The following is an 18,791-nucleotide window of genomic DNA, read 5'->3' on the forward strand; positions in this document are numbered from 1 at the left end:
GACGACATTGTCGCGTATGCCAGCCAGACAGTCACTCGGTAAGCGCTACAGCCGACGCAGATGGCAGGTTACTTCCTCGCGGTCATGGTAGAGCTGTTTACAGCCGATGCTCGCCTTGACCCCTCGTTCGGCAAGCCCATCAGCGATGCGTTCCAATAGCCGCTTTACCTCGGCATAGCGCTGCTTCATCGGCAGTTTAAGGTTGACCACCGCCTCGCGGCACAACCCCTCCCCAATCCAGGTTTCGAGCAAAGCGGCATTCTTTGCAGGCTTCTCGACGATGTCGCAAACCATCCAGTTGACAGGACGCTTCGGGCGGAAGGCAAAACCATCGGCACGGTAATGACCGACCAGGCCAGACTCCAGCAGCTCCTCATTCATCGGCCCGTTGTCGACCGCCATGACCTCCATTTCCCGGTTGACCAACTGCCAGGTCCAGCCGCCTGGCGAGGCGCCGAGGTCAACGGCCGTCATGCCAGGAGCCAGGCGCTCGTCCCACTGTTCACGCGGGATGAAATGATGCCACGCCTCCTCGAGCTTCAAGGTCGAACGACTCGGCGCCTGCCGAGGGAATTTCAGCCGAGGGATTCCCATGGGCCACATGGCACTGTTTTCGGCATCGGCGAGCCCAACGAAGGCCTCTCGACCACTCTTGAACGTGAGCAACAGTCGCGGCCCTTGGCCGCCCTCCCTCAGCCTGCCAGCCCCTTCCAAGGCCTTACGCAGGGGCACCTCGAACTTTCGACAGAACTGCGACAGCTCTTTTCCCTCGTTGGTGTCCAGAACCTCCAGCCACAGGCTGCTGCACACCGGCATGGATTTCAGCCGATCGAGCAGTACACCGATCCGATCGGTTTCCGGAAGCACCAGCCACTCGCCGCGCGCCCACTGCCTCGGGAATATCAGCCGCGCGAAACGGACGCCGCGCATCAAGCGCTCCGGTCCGGCGGCGTCGTTGCAGATGAACTCCGCACAAGCGCTGTCGGCTTTAGCCTTGGCGTAGCCGGCCACATCGAGGCGAGCGGCCTGGTCACTGATTTCGGCGCACACCTCGTTTTCAAAACCGGGACGGCAATGCAGCAGCAAAGTATTCATGGTACTGACCCTATAAGCGGCGCATAGCGCGTCGGCGCCGCCCACTACGACAAAAGCCGCACATGATAGCCCAGTGGGGAACCGTGGGCTTGCTGCTTCGGTCCAGTGAACAGTTGCAGGAATTTGATGCGCCCCGGCAAGCAGCGCGATTGCGCCGTTGCGGACCACCTGCCGCGGCTCGTCTCCCGCACCTTCGCCATATCGATTGGCGGCCAGTTTCGTGGCGAAGTATTTCGCCAGGAGCTAGGTTTTAAAGAACGCTCCCGACTCAATCAGCCCGACCGTGCGGGCACAAGGAGAGACGAATGCCATCCCTGGACAGCCTGAATTGCCGCCGCAGCCTCGACGTGAACGGCAAGACCTATCATTACTACAGCCTCCCTGAAGCCGCGAAGCAACTGGGCGACATCAGCCGGTTGCCCACCTCGCTAAAAGTACTGCTGGAAAACCTGCTGCGCTGGGAAGATGACGTCACGGTTCGGGCCGATGACTTCAATTCACTGGCCGTGTGGCTCAAGACGCATACCTCTGAACGCGAGATTCAGTACCGGCCCGCGCGGGTATTGATGCAGGACTTCACGGGCGTACCAGCGGTCGTCGACCTTACAGCCATGCGTGACGCGGTCTCCCGAGCCGGTGCCGACCCGCAGCGCATCAACCCGCTGTCGCCGGTCGACTTGGTGATCGACCACTCTGTGATGGTGGATCGTTACGGCAATGACCAGGCCTTCGAGCAGAACGTCGAGATCGAGATGCAGCGCAACGGCGAGCGCTACGAGTTCCTACGCTGGGGCCAGCAGGCGTTCGACAATTTCAGTGTCGTCCCGCCAGGCACCGGGATCTGCCATCAGGTCAACCTTGAGTATCTGGGTCAGGTCGTCTGGACGAAGGAGGAGAACGGCCAGACCATCGCCTACCCCGACACACTGGTCGGCACTGACTCACACACCACCATGATCAACGGCCTCGGCGTCCTGGGATGGGGCGTGGGCGGCATCGAAGCGGAAGCGGCAATGCTCGGCCAACCGGTCTCGATGCTGATCCCGGAAGTGATCGGGATGCGCTTGACCGGTAAGCTCAACGAAGGCGTGACGGCCACCGATTTGGTGCTGACCGTCACGCAAATCCTGCGCAAGCACGGCGTGGTGGGTAAATTCGTCGAGTTCTTCGGCCCCGGCCTGGATCACCTCCCGCTCGCCGATCGCGCGACCATCGGCAACATGGCACCGGAATACGGAGCGACCTGCGGCTTCTTCCCGGTCGACCAAGTCACCATTGATTACCTGCGACTGACCGGACGTGACGAAGACCGCATCGCCCTGGTCGAGGCTTACAGCAAAGCTCAGGGGATGTGGCGCGATTCCAACTCTCCAGACCCTGTCTTCACCGCCACGCTAGAGCTGGATCTGGCCGAGGTCAAACCCTCACTGGCCGGCCCCAAACGCCCCCAGGACCGCGTTTCGCTCGAAGACATCGGCGCCAACTTCGATTTGTTGCTGGAAACCAGTGGCAAGACCCAGCAGGCCGAGAGTTCGGTTCCGGTGGCCGGCGAAGACTTCAGCCTCAAGCACGGCGCAGTGGTGATCGCAGCCATCACATCCTGCACCAACACATCCAACCCGAACGTGCTGATGGCCGCGGGCTTGGTGGCGAAAAAGGCGCTTGAACGCGGCCTCAAGCGCGCGCCCTGGGTGAAGTCGTCCTTGGCGCCAGGCTCCAAGGTCGTTACCGACTACCTCGAACGCGCCGGCTTGACCACCTACCTCGACCAGCTCGGCTTCAACCTCGTCGGGTACGGTTGCACCACCTGCATCGGCAACTCCGGACCGCTGCCCGAGGCCATCAGCCAGGCGATCACCGATAACGATCTGGTGGTGTCCTCGGTGCTCTCGGGCAACCGCAACTTTGAAGGTCGCGTGCATCCCCTGGTAAAAGCCAACTGGCTGGCATCGCCGCCGCTTGTGGTTGCATTCGCTCTAGCCGGCACCACGCGGATCAACATGGAAAAAGATCCGCTTGGCTACGACGAGCAGAACCAGCCCGTTTACCTCAAGGACATCTGGCCGACCAGCGCAGAAGTAAACGAGGCAGTCAGCAAGATCGACGGAGAAATGTTCCGCACCCGCTATGCCGACGTGTTCAGCGGCGACGAGCACTGGCAGTCCATCGCGGTCACTGCGGGCGACACATACAAGTGGAACAACAACTCGAGCTATGTGCAAAACCCGCCCTTCTTCGAGGACATTGGCCAACCGCTGACCCCGCCGAAGGATGTCGAGAATGCTCGAATTCTCGCGCTGTTCGGCGACTCGATTACCACCGACCACATTTCCCCGGCCGGTAACATCAAGGCCAGCTCCCCCGCAGGCGTGTATTTGCAAGAGCTGGGCGTAAAGCCGGAAGATTTCAACTCCTACGGCTCACGCCGAGGGAACCACGAAGTCATGATGCGCGGCACCTTCGCCAACATCCGCATCAAGAACGAGATGCTTGGTGGCGAGGAAGGTGGCAATACGCTGTATCAACCAAGTGGCGAGCGGATGTCCATTTATGACGCCGCGATGCGCTACCAGTCGGAAGGCGTGCCCCTGGTCGTGATCGCTGGTAAAGAGTATGGCACCGGGTCCAGCCGCGACTGGGCCGCAAAAGGCACCAATTTGTTGGGCGTAAAGGCGGTGATCGCCGAAAGTTTCGAGCGCATCCACCGCTCCAACCTCATCGGCATGGGTGTACTGGCGCTGCAGTTCGTCGGCGACCAGACACGTCAGTCGCTCGGTCTGACCGGTAAGGAGAAGCTGTCGATTCGCGGCCTTGATGCTGACATCAAACCGCGGCAGCTACTGACCGTGGATGTCGAGCGGGCCGACGGTGCGCGCGATAGTTTCCAGGTCCTGTGCCGTATCGATACGCTCAATGAGGTCGAGTACTTCAAGGCCGGCGGCATTCTGCACTTCGTGCTCCGTCAGCTCATCGAGGCTTGAGCGTCAACCCCAGTGCCTCGCAAGGCCCGCTGCAGCCAGTCTGCAGCGGGCCTCTTTCTATCACCGATCATCGATTGGCCCTTAAGTCCCTGAATCCGCAGCCGTTACGTTATTTAGCAAAACGGTCACAGGTTTGACGTCAAATTGACATCACCCGAAGAATGCCCCGCTCGAACGGCTCGACCCTCTTGATAAGCGTGGCTTCGGCCACTTCGACTGCCAGGCCTCGTCATGCGAAACAACCAACCCGTTACCCAACGCGAATATGCATTCCCCGATCAGCAGCGGCTGATCTCCACCACCGACCTCAGCGGCAAGATTACCTACTGCAACGACATCTTTGCCGAGGTCAGCGGCTTCGATCGTGAAGAGCTGATCGGCGCGCCGCACAACGTGATCCGTCATCCCGATGTTCCCGCTCAGGTATTCGGCCACATGTGGGCCACACTGAAGGATGGCAAGCCGTGGATGGGTATCGTGAAAAACCGTCGTATCGACGGCGACCACTATTGGGTAAATGCGTACGTCACCCCAGTGCTGGACATGCAGCGTACGGTCATCGGTTATGAGTCTGTCCGGACCAAGCCGACCCGCGAACAGGTCCAGCGCGCCGAAGCGCTTTACGCCCGGCTCAACGCTGGCAAGAGTGGCGTGCCGAGGCGCGAGAAATGGTTGCCGGTGGCAATCAACTGGTTGCCGTTCATCATCATCAGCCAGATCGGGTTCATGATAGGTGCCTGGCTCAACCACGGATGGGGTTTCGCGCTGGCGGCGTTGCTCTCGGTTCCGCTCGGCCTGGCCGGGCGGCACTGGCAGATGCGTGGAATGAACCGCCTGTTGCGCCTGGCGCGGCAATCGACCAGCGACCCACTGATCGCGCGGATGTATACCGACAGTCAGGGTGTCGAGGCGCAACTGGAGATGGCCATGCTCAGTGAGCACGCCCGACTGAAAACCTGCCTCACGCGCCTGCAGGACAGTGCGGTGCAACTACAGCAGCAGGCGAAACGGGCTGACGAGCTGGCGCATAGCTGTTCGGATGGCCTGTCGCGTCAGCATCATGAAACCGAACAGGTTGCCGCAGCGATTACGCAGATGGCGGCCACCACACAGGAAGTGGCCAGCAACGTGGCGCTTGCAGCGGACGCTACTGAACAAGCCAACCAGCTCACGGCGCACGGCCAGAAGATTGGCTCCGATACGCGTAAGGCTATCGAGTCGCTAGCCGAAGCCGTTACCGAAACAGGCGACGCCGTATCGGCACTCGCGCAGAACAGCAATGAGATCGGTACCGTTGTCGATGTCATCAAGAGCATCGCCGACCAGACCAACCTGCTTGCGCTTAATGCTGCCATCGAAGCAGCTCGTGCCGGCGAGAGCGGGCGCGGCTTTGCAGTGGTCGCCGATGAAGTTCGTCAGCTGGCACAGCGCACGGCGGCGGCCACGGGACAGATTCACCAGCTGATCGAGAAGCTGCAGCAGCAGGCACGCCAAGCCGTGGACACCACTGAACAAGGTCGCGAGCAGGCAGGCCGCGGGGTTGAACGCGTTATCGAGGCGGACAGGGCACTCGCCGGCATCAGCGAGGCAGTGGCACGCATCATAGACATGACCGCGCAAATTGGCTCCGCCACCGATCAGCAGAGTGCAGTGGCGGAAGAAATCAGCCATAACGTCGGCAATATCGCCAGGCTCGCAGATCAAACCTCCGGCGACGCGCAGCGCTCGGCGCTGCTTTCTGAAGACCTGGCTGCGACAGCCAAGTCGCAGTACAGCCTGGTGGAGCGCTTCAACCGATGAACAAAAGCTCACCGTGCCTGGCCTGAAGCGTTGATCTACGCCTGACGAACTATCGGTTGGCGGGGCTAGGGACAACCCAGGAACGCCGCGACCTCATCCGCGGCATTTTCCAGATGCTGATCGTGGGTATACCCCGAGCGCTTCAGCGGCTTGAGATCATGGTCCCCATCCACCAGCCAATTGATGCGGATGGCCGAGGACAGTGAATAACCGTTCACGGTATCCCGATTGCCCAAGGCGTCGCGCGTTCCCTGAATGATGAGTGTCGGGGTGCGCAACTGGGCAAGGTGCGCAACGCGCGGCTTGTCCGGTTTGCCCGCGGCATGAAATGGGTAACCCAGACACACCAGCGCATCGGCTTCCAGCTCGTCGGCCAGTAAGCTCGCCATCCTCCCGCCCATCGACTTGCCGCCGACCGCCAACCGCCCTGCGGTTTGTTGTCGCACTGCACGATATACCGCCCGCCACTCCTGCAACAGCTGCGCCTGGGGATTGGGGGGCCGCTTGCGCCCGCCCTGACGCCGCTCGGCCATATACGAGAACTCGAAGCGATAGATCGCTACGCCACGAGCAACCAGCCGTTCAGTCATCCGCTGCATGAACGAGCTATCCATAGGGGCGCCCGCTCCATGAGCAAGAATCAAACTTCCACAGACAGCCTCTCGCGGGAGGTCGCCTCGGACGAGCGGAATTTCACCGTCTTGTGAGTATTGATCGGCGTCAATACCGGCCATTTGCCCATTGCCCATCCTTGCCCCCGCTTTCTATCGAAAGAAATGTCTGCTCAACGCAACAAAAAACATGCTCATTACCGTGGATGGAAGCCCATACATGAACACAGCAACCAGTACCGCCTACGACTACAGGGTGGTCCGCCAATTCGCCATCATGACGGTGGTGTGGGGAATCGTCGGGATGGCGGTCGGCGTCTTTATCGCAGCCCAGTTGGTCTGGCCGTCCGTCAACCTTGACCTGCCGTGGACCAGCTTCGGTCGCCTCAGGCCCTTGCACACCAACGCGGTGATCTTTGCCTTTGGAGGTTGCGCATTGTTCGCGACCTCCTACTACTCCGTCCAGCGTACCTGTCAGACCACGCTGTTCGCACCGAAGCTAGCAGCCTTCACGTTCTGGGGCTGGCAGCTGGTTATCCTGTTGGCAGCGATCAGTCTGCCGCTTGGCTACACCAGTTCCAAAGAGTATGCGGAGTTGGAGTGGCCCATCGACATTCTGATCACCATCGTCTGGGTCGCGTATGCCGTGGTGTTTTTCGGTACCCTCGCGACGCGCAAGGTCAAACACATTTATGTGGGCAACTGGTTCTTCGGCGCCTTCATCCTGACCGTGGCGATTCTGCACATCGTCAACAACCTGGAAGTCCCGGTTACCCTGACCAAATCCTACTCGCTGTACGCGGGCGCGACCGACGCGATGGTGCAATGGTGGTACGGCCACAACGCCGTCGGTTTCTTTCTGACGGCTGGCTTCCTCGGAATCATGTATTACTTCGTACCGAAGCAGGCTGAGCGCCCGGTGTACTCATATCGCCTGTCAATCGTGCACTTCTGGGCACTGATCACCGTTTACATCTGGGCCGGCCCGCACCATCTGCACTACACCGCCCTGCCGGATTGGGCCCAGAGCCTGGGGATGGTGATGTCACTGATCCTGTTGGCACCAAGCTGGGGCGGCATGATCAATGGCATGATGACCCTGTCGGGCGCCTGGCATAAGTTGCGCAGCGACCCGATTCTGCGTTTCCTGGTGGTCTCCCTGGCGTTCTACGGCATGTCGACCTTTGAAGGTCCGATGATGGCGATCAAGACCGTCAACGCCCTGTCCCACTACACCGACTGGACGATTGGCCATGTACACGCCGGCGCACTCGGCTGGGTTGCCATGGTGTCTATCGGTGCGCTGTATCACCTGATTCCGAAAGTGTTCGGTCGTGCCCAGATGCATAGCATCGGCTTGATAAATGGCCATTTCTGGCTGGCAACGATTGGCACCGTGCTCTACATCGCCTCGATGTGGGTCAACGGTATCACCCAGGGCCTGATGTGGCGCGCTATCAACGAAGACGGCACCCTCACGTACTCCTTCGTCGAATCGCTTGAAGCCAGTCATGCCGGCTATGTGGTTCGCATGATCGGGGGCGCGATCTTCTTCGCCGGTATGTTGCTGATGGCCTACAACACCTGGCGCACCGTGCAGGCTGCCAAGCCGGCCGAATACGAAGCCGCCGCGCAGATCGCCTGAGGAGCCGACAGATGAAGAAGCACGAATTACTCGAGAAGAATGTCGGTCTGCTGACCCTGTTCATGATCCTGGCCGTGAGCATCGGCGGTCTGACACAGATCGTCCCACTGTTCTTTCAGGACGTAGTCAACGAGCCGGTAGAGGGCATGAAGCCTTATACCGCGCTGCAGCTGGAAGGTCGCGACATCTACATTCGCGAAGGCTGTGTGGGCTGTCATTCACAGATGATCCGCCCGTTCCGCGCGGAGACCGAACGCTACGGACATTACTCGGTTGCGGGTGAAAGTGTTTACGACCACCCCTTCTTGTGGGGCTCCAAACGTACCGGTCCGGACCTGGCCCGCGTAGGCGGTCGTTATTCGGATGACTGGCATCGCGCGCATCTCTACAACCCGCGCAATGTCGTGCCTGAATCGAAGATGCCGTCCTACCCATGGCTGGTAGAGGACACCCTCGATGGCCAGGACACCGCTGCGAAGATGAAAGCGTTGAGCACCGTCGGCGTGCCGTACACCGAAGATGACATCGCGGGTGCCAAGGAAGCAGTGAAGGGCAAGACCGAAATGGACGCCTTGGTGGCCTATCTGCAGGTGCTCGGGACCGCGCTTCAGAACAAGCGCTGAATCCCCTGCAAGCTATCGACAACGGCGCGCTGCAGGCCAGCCGTCACAGAACCAACATCGCGGGCAGGTCGAGCGTTCGGGCTGCCCAGGAGTAACACATGAACACTTTCTGGAGTGGATACATCGCCCTGCTGACGCTGGGCACCATTGTCGCTCTGTTCTGGCTGATTTTCGCCACTCGCAAGGGCGAGTCTGCCAGCACGACCGACAAAACCATGGGCCATTCGTTCGATGGCATCGAGGAGTACGACAATCCACTGCCCCGCTGGTGGTTCCTGTTGTTCATCGGTACCCTGGTGTTCGGCATTCTGTATCTGGTGCTCTATCCCGGCCTTGGCAATTGGAAAGGCGTATTGCCGGGCTATGAAGACGGCTGGACCCAGACCAAGCAATGGCAACGTGAAGTTGACCAGGCTGAAGAAGCGTTCGGTCCGATCTTCGCTAAGTACTCCGCCATGAGCGTGACACAGGTCGCTCAGGATGAGCGGGCCTTGAAGATTGGCGGCCGCCTCTTCGCCAACTACTGCTCGGTTTGCCACGGCTCTGACGCTAAAGGGGCGGTCGGCTTCCCGAACCTGGCGGACAACGAGTGGCGCTGGGGCGGAGACGCCGAAACCATCAAGACCACGATTCTGCATGGCCGCATCGCAGCAATGCCGGCATGGGGCCCGGTCATCGGTGAAGACAATGTAAAGAACGTCGCGGCCTACGTGCGTACTGGTCTGGCAGGGCTGACGTTGCCGGAAGGTTCAGACGCGGATATTGCGGCAGGTCGGGAAGTCTATACGCAGAACTGCTCGGTCTGCCATGGCGCCAATGGCGAGGGCATGGCAGTAATGGGCGCGCCGAAACTGACCCACCCTGCCGGATGGATTTACGGGTCAAGCCTGACTCAGCTGCAGCAAACCATCCGTCACGGACGCAACGGCCAGATGCCTGCACAGGATCAATATCTGGGTAACGACAAGGTACATCTGTTGGCCGCTTACGTTTGGAGCCTATCGCAGCAGCCGGAACCTGTGGCAAAGCAGTGATCTTTTACAGGGCGGCATCCGAGCCGCCCTGTTCTGAATCAATTTTGTCTCTATGCGACGCTCTGTCGCATACCGCCCGCGCCTCGTCCAGTTGCCCTTCACCCTCGCTGCCCTAATATTCTCCCCTACTCGCCGAAGCCCCCTAGAACTACAAGGCGAGGCCCTCGACTCGACACATCGGCATGATGTGCTAAACGACCCTTCAAAGAGCATGGAAAGCGCTGAAACTCAGGGTCCGAACGGCATGAGACGGCCTGGGCCTTGATTGCATTGCCCCCCTCCTTTCTCCATACTTGCCGCCGTTTTTGCCCCCTTGAAATGCCATAGCGTGGAAGCCTTGCATGAGCACAGCAATAAGTGAGACTGCATATAACTATAAGGTGGTTCGCCAATTCGCCATCATGACGGTGGTGTGGGGAATTATCGGAATGGGCCTGGGTGTGTTCATTGCAGCACAGCTGGTGTGGCCTGAACTCAACTTCGACCTGCCTTGGACCAGCTTTGGTCGTTTGCGCCCATTGCATACCAATGTGGTGATCTTCGCCTTTGGTGGGTGTGCACTGATGGCCACATCGTTCTATGTGGTCCAGCGAACGTCCCAGGTCCGCCTGTTCTCCGACGGCCTGGCGTCATTCGTGTTCTGGGGCTGGCAAGCAGTCATTGTCCTGGCGGTGATTACACTGCCGCAAGGTTTCACCAGCTCGAAGGAATATGCCGAACTTGAGTGGCCCATCGATATCCTGATCACTGTTGTCTGGGTCAGCTATGCAGTGGTGTTCTTCGGCACGATCATGAAGCGCAAGGCCGCTCATATCTATGTGGGCAACTGGTTCTACGGTGCGTTCATCCTAGTGACGGCGATGCTGCATATCGTCAACAACCTGGAAGTACCGGTTACCTGGTTCAAGTCTTACTCGATCTACGCTGGCGCAACCGATGCGATGGTTCAGTGGTGGTACGGCCACAACGCTGTGGGCTTTTTCCTGACCACCGGCTTCCTGGGGATGATGTACTATTTCGTACCCAAGCAAGCTGGCCGTCCGGTCTATTCCTACCGTCTGTCGATCGTGCACTTCTGGGCACTGATCACCCTCTACATCTGGGCCGGCCCGCACCACCTGCACTACACCGCTCTGCCCGAATGGGCGCAGAGCCTGGGCATGGTGATGTCGATCATTCTCCTGGCACCGAGCTGGGGTGGCATGATCAATGGCATGATGACCCTCTCGGGCGCCTGGCATAAGCTGCGTACCGACCCGATCCTGCGCTTCCTGGTGGTCTCGCTGGCGTTCTACGGCATGTCGACCTTCGAAGGTCCGATGATGGCCATCAAGACCGTCAACGCCTTGTCCCACTACACCGACTGGACCATCGGCCACGTACACGCCGGCGCGCTCGGCTGGGTGGCGATGATTTCCATCGGCGCCATTTACCACCTGATTCCGAAAGTCTTCGCTCGTGAGCAAATGTTCAGCATCGGTCTGATTAACGCCCACTTCTGGCTGGCCACTATCGGCACCGTGCTCTACATCGCCTCGATGTGGGTCAATGGCATCACTCAGGGTTTGATGTGGCGTGCAATCAACGAAGACGGCACCCTTACCTATTCGTTCGTCGAAGCGCTTGAAGCCAGCCACCCAGGCTTTATCGTCCGCTGGATCGGTGGCGCCTTCTTCCTTACCGGCATGCTGCTGATGGCCTACAACACCTGGCGCACAGTGCGTGCCGCCAAGGCGGCTGAATTCGAAGCCGCTGCGCAGATCGCCTGAGGGAACCGATAAATGAAACGTCACGAAATACTTGAAAAGAACATTGGTCTCCTGACCCTGTTCATGGTTCTGGCAGTGAGCATCGGTGGTCTGACTCAGATCGTCCCGCTGTTCTTCCAGGACGTGGTCAACGAGCCAGTGGAAGGCATGAAGCCTTACACTGCGCTGCAGTTGGAAGGCCGCGACATCTACATCCGCGAAGGCTGCGTCGGTTGTCACTCGCAAATGATCCGTCCGTTCCGCGCAGAAACCGAGCGTTACGGCCACTACTCGGTAGCGGGTGAAAGCGTTTACGACCATCCATTCCTGTGGGGCTCGAAGCGTACCGGTCCGGACCTGGCACGCGTTGGCGGCCGTTATTCTGATGACTGGCACCGTGCGCACCTGTACAACCCGCGCAACGTCGTTCCGGAATCTAAGATGCCGTCATATCCGTGGCTGGTCGAGCGGAGCATCGACGGCAGGGACACCGCCAAGAAGATGGCTGCCTTGCGCAGCGTAGGCGTGCCCTACACCGAGGAAGACATCGCCGGTGCCAGGGAAGCGGTGAAGGGCAATACCGAAATGGACGCCCTCGTCGCCTACCTGCAGGTACTTGGCACTGCACTCACCAACAAACGGTAACGCACCATGGATATCGGGACTCTTCGCGGCCTGGGTACGATCATAGTTGTCGTCGCTTTCATTGGCGTCGTGCTCTGGGCTTATAGCAGCAAGCGCAAGAAAAGCTTCGATGAAGCGGCCAACCTTCCCTTCGCAGACGAACCCGAAACCAAGGAGCGTGATGAAGAAGCTTCCAGGAGTAAGAAATAAATGACCTCGTTTTGGAGTTGGTATATCACCCTGCTGAGCCTGGGGACCATTGCCGCACTGGTCTGGCTATTGCTCGCGACTCGCAAGGGACAACGCCACGACAGTACCGAAGAGACCGTAGGCCATACCTATGACGGCATCGAGGAGTATGACAACCCGCTTCCCCGTTGGTGGTTCTTCCTGTTCATCGGCACCGTGGTCTTCGCTCTGGGTTATCTGGCGCTGTATCCGGGACTGGGTAATTGGAAGGGTGTGCTGCCCGGTTACGAAGGTGGTTGGACTCAGGTCAAGGAATGGCAGCGCGAGATGGACAAGGCTGACGAGCAGTACGGTCCGCTGTATGCCAAGTTCGCATCGATGCCCGTCGAGCAGGTCGCTCAGGATCCGCAAGCCCTGAAAATGGGTGGACGCCTGTTCGCTTCGAACTGCTCCGTATGTCACGGCTCGGACGCCAAGGGCGCTTACGGCTTCCCTAACCTGACCGACGATGACTGGATTTGGGGCGGCGCACCGGAAACCATCAAGACCACCATCATGGGCGGGCGTCAGGCAGCAATGCCGGCATGGCTCGACGTGATCGGCGAAGAAGGTATTCGCAATGTGGCCGGTTACGTTCGCAGCCTGTCGGGCCGCGATATTCCTGAGGGTATCGCCTCCGACATTGAGCAGGGTCAAAAAATCTTCGCCGCCAATTGCGTAGCGTGTCATGGCCCTGAAGGCAAAGGCACACAGGCTATGGGTGCACCTAACTTGACCGACAACGTCTGGCTTTACGGATCGAGCTTTGCACAGATCCAGCAGACATTGCGTTACGGCCGGAATGGTCGTATGCCCGCCCAAGAGCACATCCTTGGCAACGACAAGGTGCACCTGCTTGCAGCTTATGTTTACAGCCTCTCGCAGCAGCCAAAGGACTGATTTGATTCCAATCAAATACAGGCGCGACTGACGGTCGCACCTGACTTCGGCTGACGAGGCGTACCATTCGCAGCAGGTAAGCAAAAGATCCCGGTCGGCACGTATCGACCGGGACACTCACCCTCCGCCGCGGTACGCATTTGATGACCCAGCAGATCCCCGTTCGTGATGTAACCCCGCCATCGAAATCCCAGGCGTCAGGCGACCTGTACGCTGCTCGTGAAAAAATCTACACCCGATCCTTCTCCGGCCTGTTTCGCAACCTGCGACTCATAGGCGGCTCGCTGCTGTTCCTACTCTATTTCGGTACTGTGTGGCTCAACTGGAACGGTCGCCAGGCGGTTTGGTGGGATTTGCCGGAACGTAAGTTCTATATCTTCGGCGCTACCTTCTGGCCCCAGGATTTCATCCTGCTTTCAGCACTTCTGATCATCTGCGCGTTTGGACTGTTCTTCATCACCGTTTTTGCTGGGCGCGTCTGGTGTGGCTATACCTGCCCTCAGAGCGTTTTCACCTGGGTATTCATGTGGGCGGAAAAGGTCACCGAGGGTGACCGAAACCAGCGCATGAAACTCGACAAGGCGCCCCTGACCGCCAACAAGCTCTTGCGTAAAGCCGCCAAACACGCGATTTGGCTCGCCGTGTCTTTGGTCGTCGGGATTACATTCGTTGGCTATTTCACTCCGATCAGGGATTTGGTACCCGACCTTCTGACCTTCCAGGTAGGCGGCTGGGCGTTGTTCTGGGTGGGCTTCTTTACGCTTGCCACCTACGGCAACGCAGGTTATCTGCGGGAGCAAGTGTGTATTTACATGTGCCCGTACGCCCGGTTCCAAAGCGTAATGTTCGACAAGGATACGTTGATCGTCTCCTACGACCCGCGTCGTGGCGAGCGCCGTGGTCCACGAAAGAAGGACGCCGATTACAAGTCCATGGGGTTGGGCGACTGCATCGATTGCACGATGTGCGTTCAGGTATGCCCCACCGGCATCGATATCCGCGACGGGCTTCAGATCGAGTGCATCGGTTGCGCCGCGTGCATTGATGCGTGCGACACCATCATGGACAAGATGAATTACCCACGCGGACTGATCAGCTACACCACCGAGCACAATCTGTCCGGCCAAAAAACCAACCTCGTCCGGCCACGACTGATCGGTTATGCCGTAGCACTGATTGCCATGATGGGTGTTTTCGCCTATGCCGTATCTGATCGTTCATTGGTCAAACTCGACGTGCTCAAAGATCGTGTGCTGTACCGAGAGAACGAGCAAGGGAGGATCGAAAACGTTTACACCCTGAAACTTATGAACAAGGCTCAGAGCGAGCAGACGTTTATCATTGAGGCTGGCGGTCTGAACGGACTGCAGTATGAAGGCCGGAATGAAATTCGCGCCGACGCCGGTGAGCTGGTTACCGTTCCCGTAGAGCTCTCGGTTGCACCTGAGCAACTCCCATCGAGCACCAACGATGTCGTCTTCCATGTAAGGTCGGCAGATGATCCGTCAATCGAAGATGAAGCGGAGAGCCGCTTCATTGGTCCAAGCATTCGCTAAGGTAGTACATGACCATTTCCGAACACGAAAACACGCGCTGGTATAAGCAATTCTGGGCTTGGTTTGTCATTGGCATCCTGCTGTTCGCGGTCATTCTGGGCACCTCATTGCTTACAATCGCAATCCGCAACGCCGACAGCCTAGTTTCAGACAACTATTACGATGCCGGCAAGGGCATCAACCAGTCACTGGAACGTGAGACGCTCGCCGAGCGTCTGCAAATGAATGCGCAACTGACCCTGAACGACGAGCGCGGACTGGCTGAGGTTCAACTGAACGGAGCGAGCCGGCCTCAACAGGTGGTACTCAACCTGATCTCCCCTACCCAGCCAGAACGCGATCGTCGAATCGTCCTCCAACCCCAAGGCAACGGCTTCTATCAGGGGCAAATGCAGGAGCCGATCACCGGTAGGCGCTTTGTTGAGCTTCTCGGCCGGGAGGGGGACCACGATTGGCGCCTGTTCGAAGAAGAGGAACTGGTAAGCGGACAACCCGTCGAACTGGGTTACTGATCCGCGGATGGCGACCCCAGTCCCCTGCTATCACTGTGGATTACCAGTCCCAGCTGGCAGCGTCTTTCAGGCTCGCGTGCTGAACGAGCAGCGGGCCATGTGCTGCCCAGGATGCCAGGCGGTCGCTGAAGCCATCGTGGAGGGCGGCCTCGAAAGTTATTACGAGCATCGCAGTGACGCCTCCTCTAACCCCGGCTCGCTTCCACAAGCATTAACTGAGGAACTGGCACTCTACGACCGCAGGGATGTGCAAGAGCCGTTCGTTCAGCATGACGGAGAGCTTGCCAGTACGGCTCTCTTGATCGAAGGCATCAGCTGCGCCGCCTGCGGATGGTTGATTGAACGACACCTGCGCGGGTTAGACGGGATCAGCGAAGCAAGTTTGAATCTTTCCAATCACCGCTTGCGGGTCAGTTGGAATGATTCCATTTTGCCGCTCAGCGAACTGCTCGCTGAACTTCGCCGCATCGGTTATGCAGCGCATCCCTATCAAGCGGATCAGGCTGCTGAGCGGCTGGCACGAGATAATCGTCGCAGCATGCGTCAACTGGGCGTGACCGGCCTGCTCTGGATGCAGGTGATGATGGCAACAATGGCAACGTGGCCCGAATTCAACGTTGATCTCACGCCAGGCATGGCCAGCATTCTTCGTTGGACCGCCCTGCTGCTGACCACCCCTATCGTCTTCTATTGCTGCACTGATTTTTTCAAAGGTGCGCTGCGAGACCTGCGCACTCGCCACCTGACCATGGACTTATCGGTTTCCTTGGCAATCGGCGGCGCCTATATCGCGGGAATCTGGTCGACCGTAACGGGTCAAGGCGAGCTCTATTTTGATGCCGTGGGTATGTTTGCACTGTTTCTACTGGCCGGCCGGTTTCTCGAGCGGCGCGCCCGGGAACGCACGGCCATGGCGACCGCCCAGCTGGTTAATCTATTGCCGGCATCTTGCCTAAGATTGACCGAAGACGGCCAGACCTCGAGGGTTCTTCTTAAAGAACTGCAGCGCGGTGATCGCGTACTGGTCCACCCAGGCGCGCTGATTCCAGCCGATGGCATGATCCGCGACGGGCGATCAAGCGTCGACGAATCTGTCCTTACCGGGGAGTACCTCCCCCAGGCGAGGATGGTCGGTGACCTTGTCACCGCTGGCACCCTGAATGTCGAAGGCGCTTTGACCATTGAAGTATTGGCGTTGGGCGATGAAACCCGTTTGTCCGCCATTGTGGGACTTCTTGAACGTGCCCAGTCCGATAAGCCGCGCCTGGCCGAACTCGCGGATAAGGTTTCGCAATGGTTTTTGATTGTCGTACTGCTGAGCGCTGCTGTAGTCGGCATCGTCTGGTGGCAGATCGACCCGGAACGCGCCTTTTGGATCGTGCTCGCGCTACTCGTTGCCACCTGCCCTTGCGCGTTGGCGCTGGCCACGCCAACCGCCCTGACTACAGCCACCGGAACCTTGCACAAGCTTGGGCTTTTACTTACCCGCGGGCACGTTCTGGAAGGGCTCAATCATATCGACACAGTGATTTTCGACAAGACCGGTACCCTGACCGAAGGACGCCTCACACTGGCAGAGGTGCGACCCCTCGCCGATCTGGATGGCAATGCCTGCCTTGAGTTGGCAGCCGCACTAGAAAACCGATCCGAGCACCCTATCGCCAAAGCATTCGGACGAGCACCACAAGCAGCTGAGGCGGTCAATAGCGCCCCGGGGCTGGGCCTTCAGGGCTCGGTCGCAGGGCGTACGCTGCGAATCGGTCAACCTGATTTTGTAGCGGCCGGCTATGGCGGCGTGCCGCCGCGGATTCCCGGCAATGAGGGTCAATGGTTGCTGTTGGGCGATACACAGCAACCGCTGGCATGGCTCGTGCTCCACGACCGGCTGCGTAACGACGCACCTGCTCTGCTGCGGGCATGCAAGTCGCGGGGCTGGAAAACGGTCTTGCTGTCTGGCGACAGCTCGCCGATGGTTGGCGAGATTGCCAAGCAATTAGGCATCGAAGACGCACATGGCGGCATGACGCCGACTGACAAGCTCGCTTATCTTCAACAATTGCAAGCCGATGGCCGTCGCGTCCTGATGCTTGGCGACGGCGTCAACGATGCTCCGGTCATGGCTGGCGCAGACATCAGCGTAGCAATGGGTTCAGCGACCGACCTGGCAAAAACAAGCGCTGATGCAGTACTGCTCAGCAACCGACTCGAAAGCCTGGTACAGGCGTTTGAAGTAGCACGCCGCAGCCGCGGCATTATCATCGAGAACCTCGCTTGGGCGAGCCTGTATAATGGCTTGATTCTGCCCTTCGCAGCTATCGGCTGGGTAACGCCGATGTGGGCAGCGCTGGGTATGTCCGCCAGCTCGTTGCTGGTGGTTTTGAATGCCTTAAGGCTGAGCCGTCTTCCAAAACAGTCGCCTACTCAAGAGTCCGCTCGGCCTGGCGTAGCCTGGTAACGTACCGGCTCGGATTGTTGCCGCACCGTATCAGAGGGCTTTATGGCCGCACTTTATATCTTGATCCCTGTAGCCGTTGTGCTGGTCGCGCTGGCTATATGGGTGTTCTTCTGGGCCGTTGACAGCGGCCAGTTCGATGACCTGGACGGCCCCGCTCATAGCATCCTGTTTGATGAAGAGGACCCCAAGCATCGTGCAGGGATAGAGGAAGCTGACAACGACCGCGCCGAAAAGAAGTCCGATCGTGACTGAGTTGGCTCCGCTGATTGTATCGGCCCTGGTGCTCGGCCTGCTTGGTGGCGGCCACTGCCTGGGCATGTGCGGTGGTTTGATGGGTGCCCTGACCATGGCCATCCCAGCTGAACAGCGGGGCAAGCGCCTGCGTTTGCTAATTGCATACAACCTGGGCCGAGTGTTCAGTTACGCCAGTGCTGGTTTGATCATTGGCCTCGCCGGGTGGGCCGTCGCCAACAGTCCTGCGGCGATGGCATTGCGGGTGTTGGCGGCGCTGCTGCTCATCAGCATGGGCCTCTACCTGGCGGGCTGGTGGGCCGGCCTGACTCGCGTCGAAGCGATTGGGCGAGGCTTGTGGCGCCATATCCAACCATTTGCCAGGCGACTCATGCCAGTCAAAAGCGTGCCGCGAGCGCTGCTGCTCGGCGCGCTATGGGGCTGGTTACCTTGCGGCCTGGTCTACAGTACTTTGCTGTGGGCTGCTAGCCAGGGTGATGCGTTGGACAGCGCTCTGCTGATGCTGGCGTTCGGCATCGGCACATGGCCTGTTCTGTTGGCGACCGGGCTGGCTGCCGAACGGCTAACCGCATTACTCAGGAAACGGGGCGTCAGAGTTCTCGGCGGTATCACCGTCATTCTTTTTGGTTTGTGGACGCTTCCAGGGCCTCACCAGCAATGGCTGATGGGCCATGGTGGTGGCGCGCTACCAGATCAGCCTGCACACCATCACCATTGAACGCTGCTG

General features: G+C 59.1%; 16 protein-coding genes. 14 read left to right on the plus strand and 2 right to left on the minus strand.

What is annotated here, in order from left to right:
• Positions 1-45: 45 nt before the first annotated feature.
• Positions 46-1,095 (minus strand): 23S rRNA (cytidine(2498)-2'-O)-methyltransferase RlmM, encoded by a 1,050-nt coding sequence (rlmM, locus tag JQR87_RS11115; RefSeq protein ID WP_407297199.1) that lies wholly within the window; start codon positions 1,093-1,095, stop codon positions 46-48.
• Between the two features lie 305 nt (positions 1,096-1,400).
• On the opposite strand from rlmM, the gene acnA reads away from it, so the two are divergent.
• A complete protein-coding gene (acnA, locus tag JQR87_RS11120) occupies positions 1,401-4,076 on the plus strand; it encodes an aconitate hydratase AcnA (RefSeq protein WP_407297197.1) in 2,676 nt (891 codons plus the stop codon).
• A 231-nt stretch (positions 4,077-4,307) separates the two neighbouring features.
• Positions 4,308-5,876 carry a methyl-accepting chemotaxis protein gene (locus JQR87_RS11125; RefSeq protein WP_407297195.1) on the plus strand — a complete coding sequence of 523 codons (1,569 nt, stop codon included), beginning with the start codon at positions 4,308-4,310 and terminating at the stop codon, positions 5,874-5,876.
• Between the two features lie 65 nt (positions 5,877-5,941).
• Here the strand turns inward: JQR87_RS11125 and JQR87_RS11130 are convergent, their stop codons facing one another.
• Positions 5,942-6,625, minus strand: coding sequence for an alpha/beta family hydrolase (locus JQR87_RS11130; RefSeq protein WP_407297193.1), 684 nt, complete (start codon positions 6,623-6,625; stop codon positions 5,942-5,944).
• 82 nt (positions 6,626-6,707) lie between these two features.
• Here JQR87_RS11130 and ccoN (JQR87_RS11135) point away from each other — a divergent pair, with 82 nt between their 5' ends.
• The 12 genes from ccoN (JQR87_RS11135) to JQR87_RS11190 all read left to right on the plus strand — a co-directional run bounded on the left by ccoN (JQR87_RS11135) (position 6,708) and on the right by JQR87_RS11190 (position 18,782).
• Positions 6,708-8,132, plus strand: a complete 1,425-nt coding sequence (gene ccoN, locus JQR87_RS11135) for a cytochrome-c oxidase, cbb3-type subunit I (RefSeq protein WP_407297192.1) — start codon at positions 6,708-6,710, stop codon at positions 8,130-8,132.
• Between the two features lie 11 nt (positions 8,133-8,143).
• Positions 8,144-8,755 carry a cytochrome-c oxidase, cbb3-type subunit II gene (gene ccoO, locus JQR87_RS11140; protein WP_407297190.1) on the plus strand — a complete coding sequence of 204 codons (612 nt, stop codon included), beginning with the start codon at positions 8,144-8,146 and terminating at the stop codon, positions 8,753-8,755.
• Positions 8,756-8,853: 98 nt separating this feature from the next.
• Complete coding sequence (gene ccoP / locus JQR87_RS11145) at positions 8,854-9,789, plus strand: cytochrome-c oxidase, cbb3-type subunit III (RefSeq protein ID WP_407297188.1); 936 nt, start codon at positions 8,854-8,856, stop codon at positions 9,787-9,789.
• Positions 9,790-10,130: 341 nt separating this feature from the next.
• Positions 10,131-11,558 (plus strand): cytochrome-c oxidase, cbb3-type subunit I, encoded by a 1,428-nt coding sequence (gene ccoN, locus JQR87_RS11150; protein WP_407297186.1) that lies wholly within the window; start codon positions 10,131-10,133, stop codon positions 11,556-11,558.
• A 12-nt stretch (positions 11,559-11,570) separates the two neighbouring features.
• Positions 11,571-12,182: a cytochrome-c oxidase, cbb3-type subunit II gene (ccoO, locus tag JQR87_RS11155; RefSeq protein ID WP_407297184.1), complete on the plus strand. Its 612-nt coding sequence runs from the start codon at positions 11,571-11,573 to the stop codon at positions 12,180-12,182.
• A 6-nt stretch (positions 12,183-12,188) separates the two neighbouring features.
• A complete protein-coding gene (locus tag JQR87_RS11160; protein WP_407297183.1) occupies positions 12,189-12,371 on the plus strand; it encodes a cbb3-type cytochrome oxidase subunit 3 in 183 nt (60 codons plus the stop codon).
• Positions 12,372-13,289, plus strand: a complete 918-nt coding sequence (gene ccoP, locus JQR87_RS11165; protein ID WP_407297181.1) for a cytochrome-c oxidase, cbb3-type subunit III — start codon at positions 12,372-12,374, stop codon at positions 13,287-13,289.
• Positions 13,290-13,432: 143 nt separating this feature from the next.
• Entirely contained in the window at positions 13,433-14,845 is a 1,413-nt protein-coding gene (gene ccoG, locus JQR87_RS11170) for a cytochrome c oxidase accessory protein CcoG (protein ID WP_407297179.1), read from the plus strand.
• Positions 14,846-14,853: 8 nt separating this feature from the next.
• Complete coding sequence (locus JQR87_RS11175; RefSeq protein ID WP_407297177.1) at positions 14,854-15,357, plus strand: FixH family protein; 504 nt, start codon at positions 14,854-14,856, stop codon at positions 15,355-15,357.
• A gap of 7 nt (positions 15,358-15,364) precedes the next feature.
• On the plus strand, positions 15,365-17,812 hold the full coding sequence (locus JQR87_RS11180) for a heavy metal translocating P-type ATPase (RefSeq protein ID WP_407297175.1): 2,448 nt from the start codon (positions 15,365-15,367) through the stop codon (positions 17,810-17,812).
• Positions 17,813-17,854: 42 nt separating this feature from the next.
• Complete coding sequence (gene ccoS / locus JQR87_RS11185; protein WP_407297173.1) at positions 17,855-18,064, plus strand: cbb3-type cytochrome oxidase assembly protein CcoS; 210 nt, start codon at positions 17,855-17,857, stop codon at positions 18,062-18,064.
• A complete protein-coding gene (locus JQR87_RS11190) occupies positions 18,057-18,782 on the plus strand; it encodes a sulfite exporter TauE/SafE family protein (protein WP_407297171.1) in 726 nt (241 codons plus the stop codon). Before ccoS ends, JQR87_RS11190 begins: the two co-directional genes overlap by 8 nt.
• Positions 18,783-18,791: the final 9 nt, after the last annotated feature.

This window comes from Stutzerimonas stutzeri (assembly GCF_051028275.1).
GTDB classification, from domain to species: Bacteria; Pseudomonadota; Gammaproteobacteria; order Pseudomonadales; family Pseudomonadaceae; genus Stutzerimonas; species Stutzerimonas stutzeri_AS.

Excerpts from the sequence above, each read along its gene's own strand:
- rlmM (WP_407297199.1), bottom strand. The coding sequence starts at position 1,095 with ATGAATACTTTGCTGCTGCATTGCCGTCCCGGTTTTGAAAACGAGGTG.
- acnA (WP_407297197.1), top strand. The coding sequence starts at position 1,401 with ATGCCATCCCTGGACAGCCTGAATTGCCGCCGCAGCCTCGACGTGAAC.
- JQR87_RS11125 (WP_407297195.1), top strand. The coding sequence starts at position 4,308 with ATGCGAAACAACCAACCCGTTACCCAACGCGAATATGCATTCCCCGAT.
- JQR87_RS11130 (WP_407297193.1), bottom strand. The coding sequence starts at position 6,625 with ATGGGCAATGGGCAAATGGCCGGTATTGACGCCGATCAATACTCACAA.
- ccoN (WP_407297192.1), top strand. The coding sequence starts at position 6,708 with ATGAACACAGCAACCAGTACCGCCTACGACTACAGGGTGGTCCGCCAA.
- ccoO (WP_407297190.1), top strand. The coding sequence starts at position 8,144 with ATGAAGAAGCACGAATTACTCGAGAAGAATGTCGGTCTGCTGACCCTG.
- ccoP (WP_407297188.1), top strand. The coding sequence starts at position 8,854 with ATGAACACTTTCTGGAGTGGATACATCGCCCTGCTGACGCTGGGCACC.
- ccoN (WP_407297186.1), top strand. The coding sequence starts at position 10,131 with ATGAGCACAGCAATAAGTGAGACTGCATATAACTATAAGGTGGTTCGC.
- ccoO (WP_407297184.1), top strand. The coding sequence starts at position 11,571 with ATGAAACGTCACGAAATACTTGAAAAGAACATTGGTCTCCTGACCCTG.
- JQR87_RS11160 (WP_407297183.1), top strand. The coding sequence starts at position 12,189 with ATGGATATCGGGACTCTTCGCGGCCTGGGTACGATCATAGTTGTCGTC.
- ccoP (WP_407297181.1), top strand. The coding sequence starts at position 12,372 with ATGACCTCGTTTTGGAGTTGGTATATCACCCTGCTGAGCCTGGGGACC.
- ccoG (WP_407297179.1), top strand. The coding sequence starts at position 13,433 with ATGACCCAGCAGATCCCCGTTCGTGATGTAACCCCGCCATCGAAATCC.
- JQR87_RS11175 (WP_407297177.1), top strand. The coding sequence starts at position 14,854 with ATGACCATTTCCGAACACGAAAACACGCGCTGGTATAAGCAATTCTGG.
- JQR87_RS11180 (WP_407297175.1), top strand. The coding sequence starts at position 15,365 with ATGGCGACCCCAGTCCCCTGCTATCACTGTGGATTACCAGTCCCAGCT.
- ccoS (WP_407297173.1), top strand. The coding sequence starts at position 17,855 with ATGGCCGCACTTTATATCTTGATCCCTGTAGCCGTTGTGCTGGTCGCG.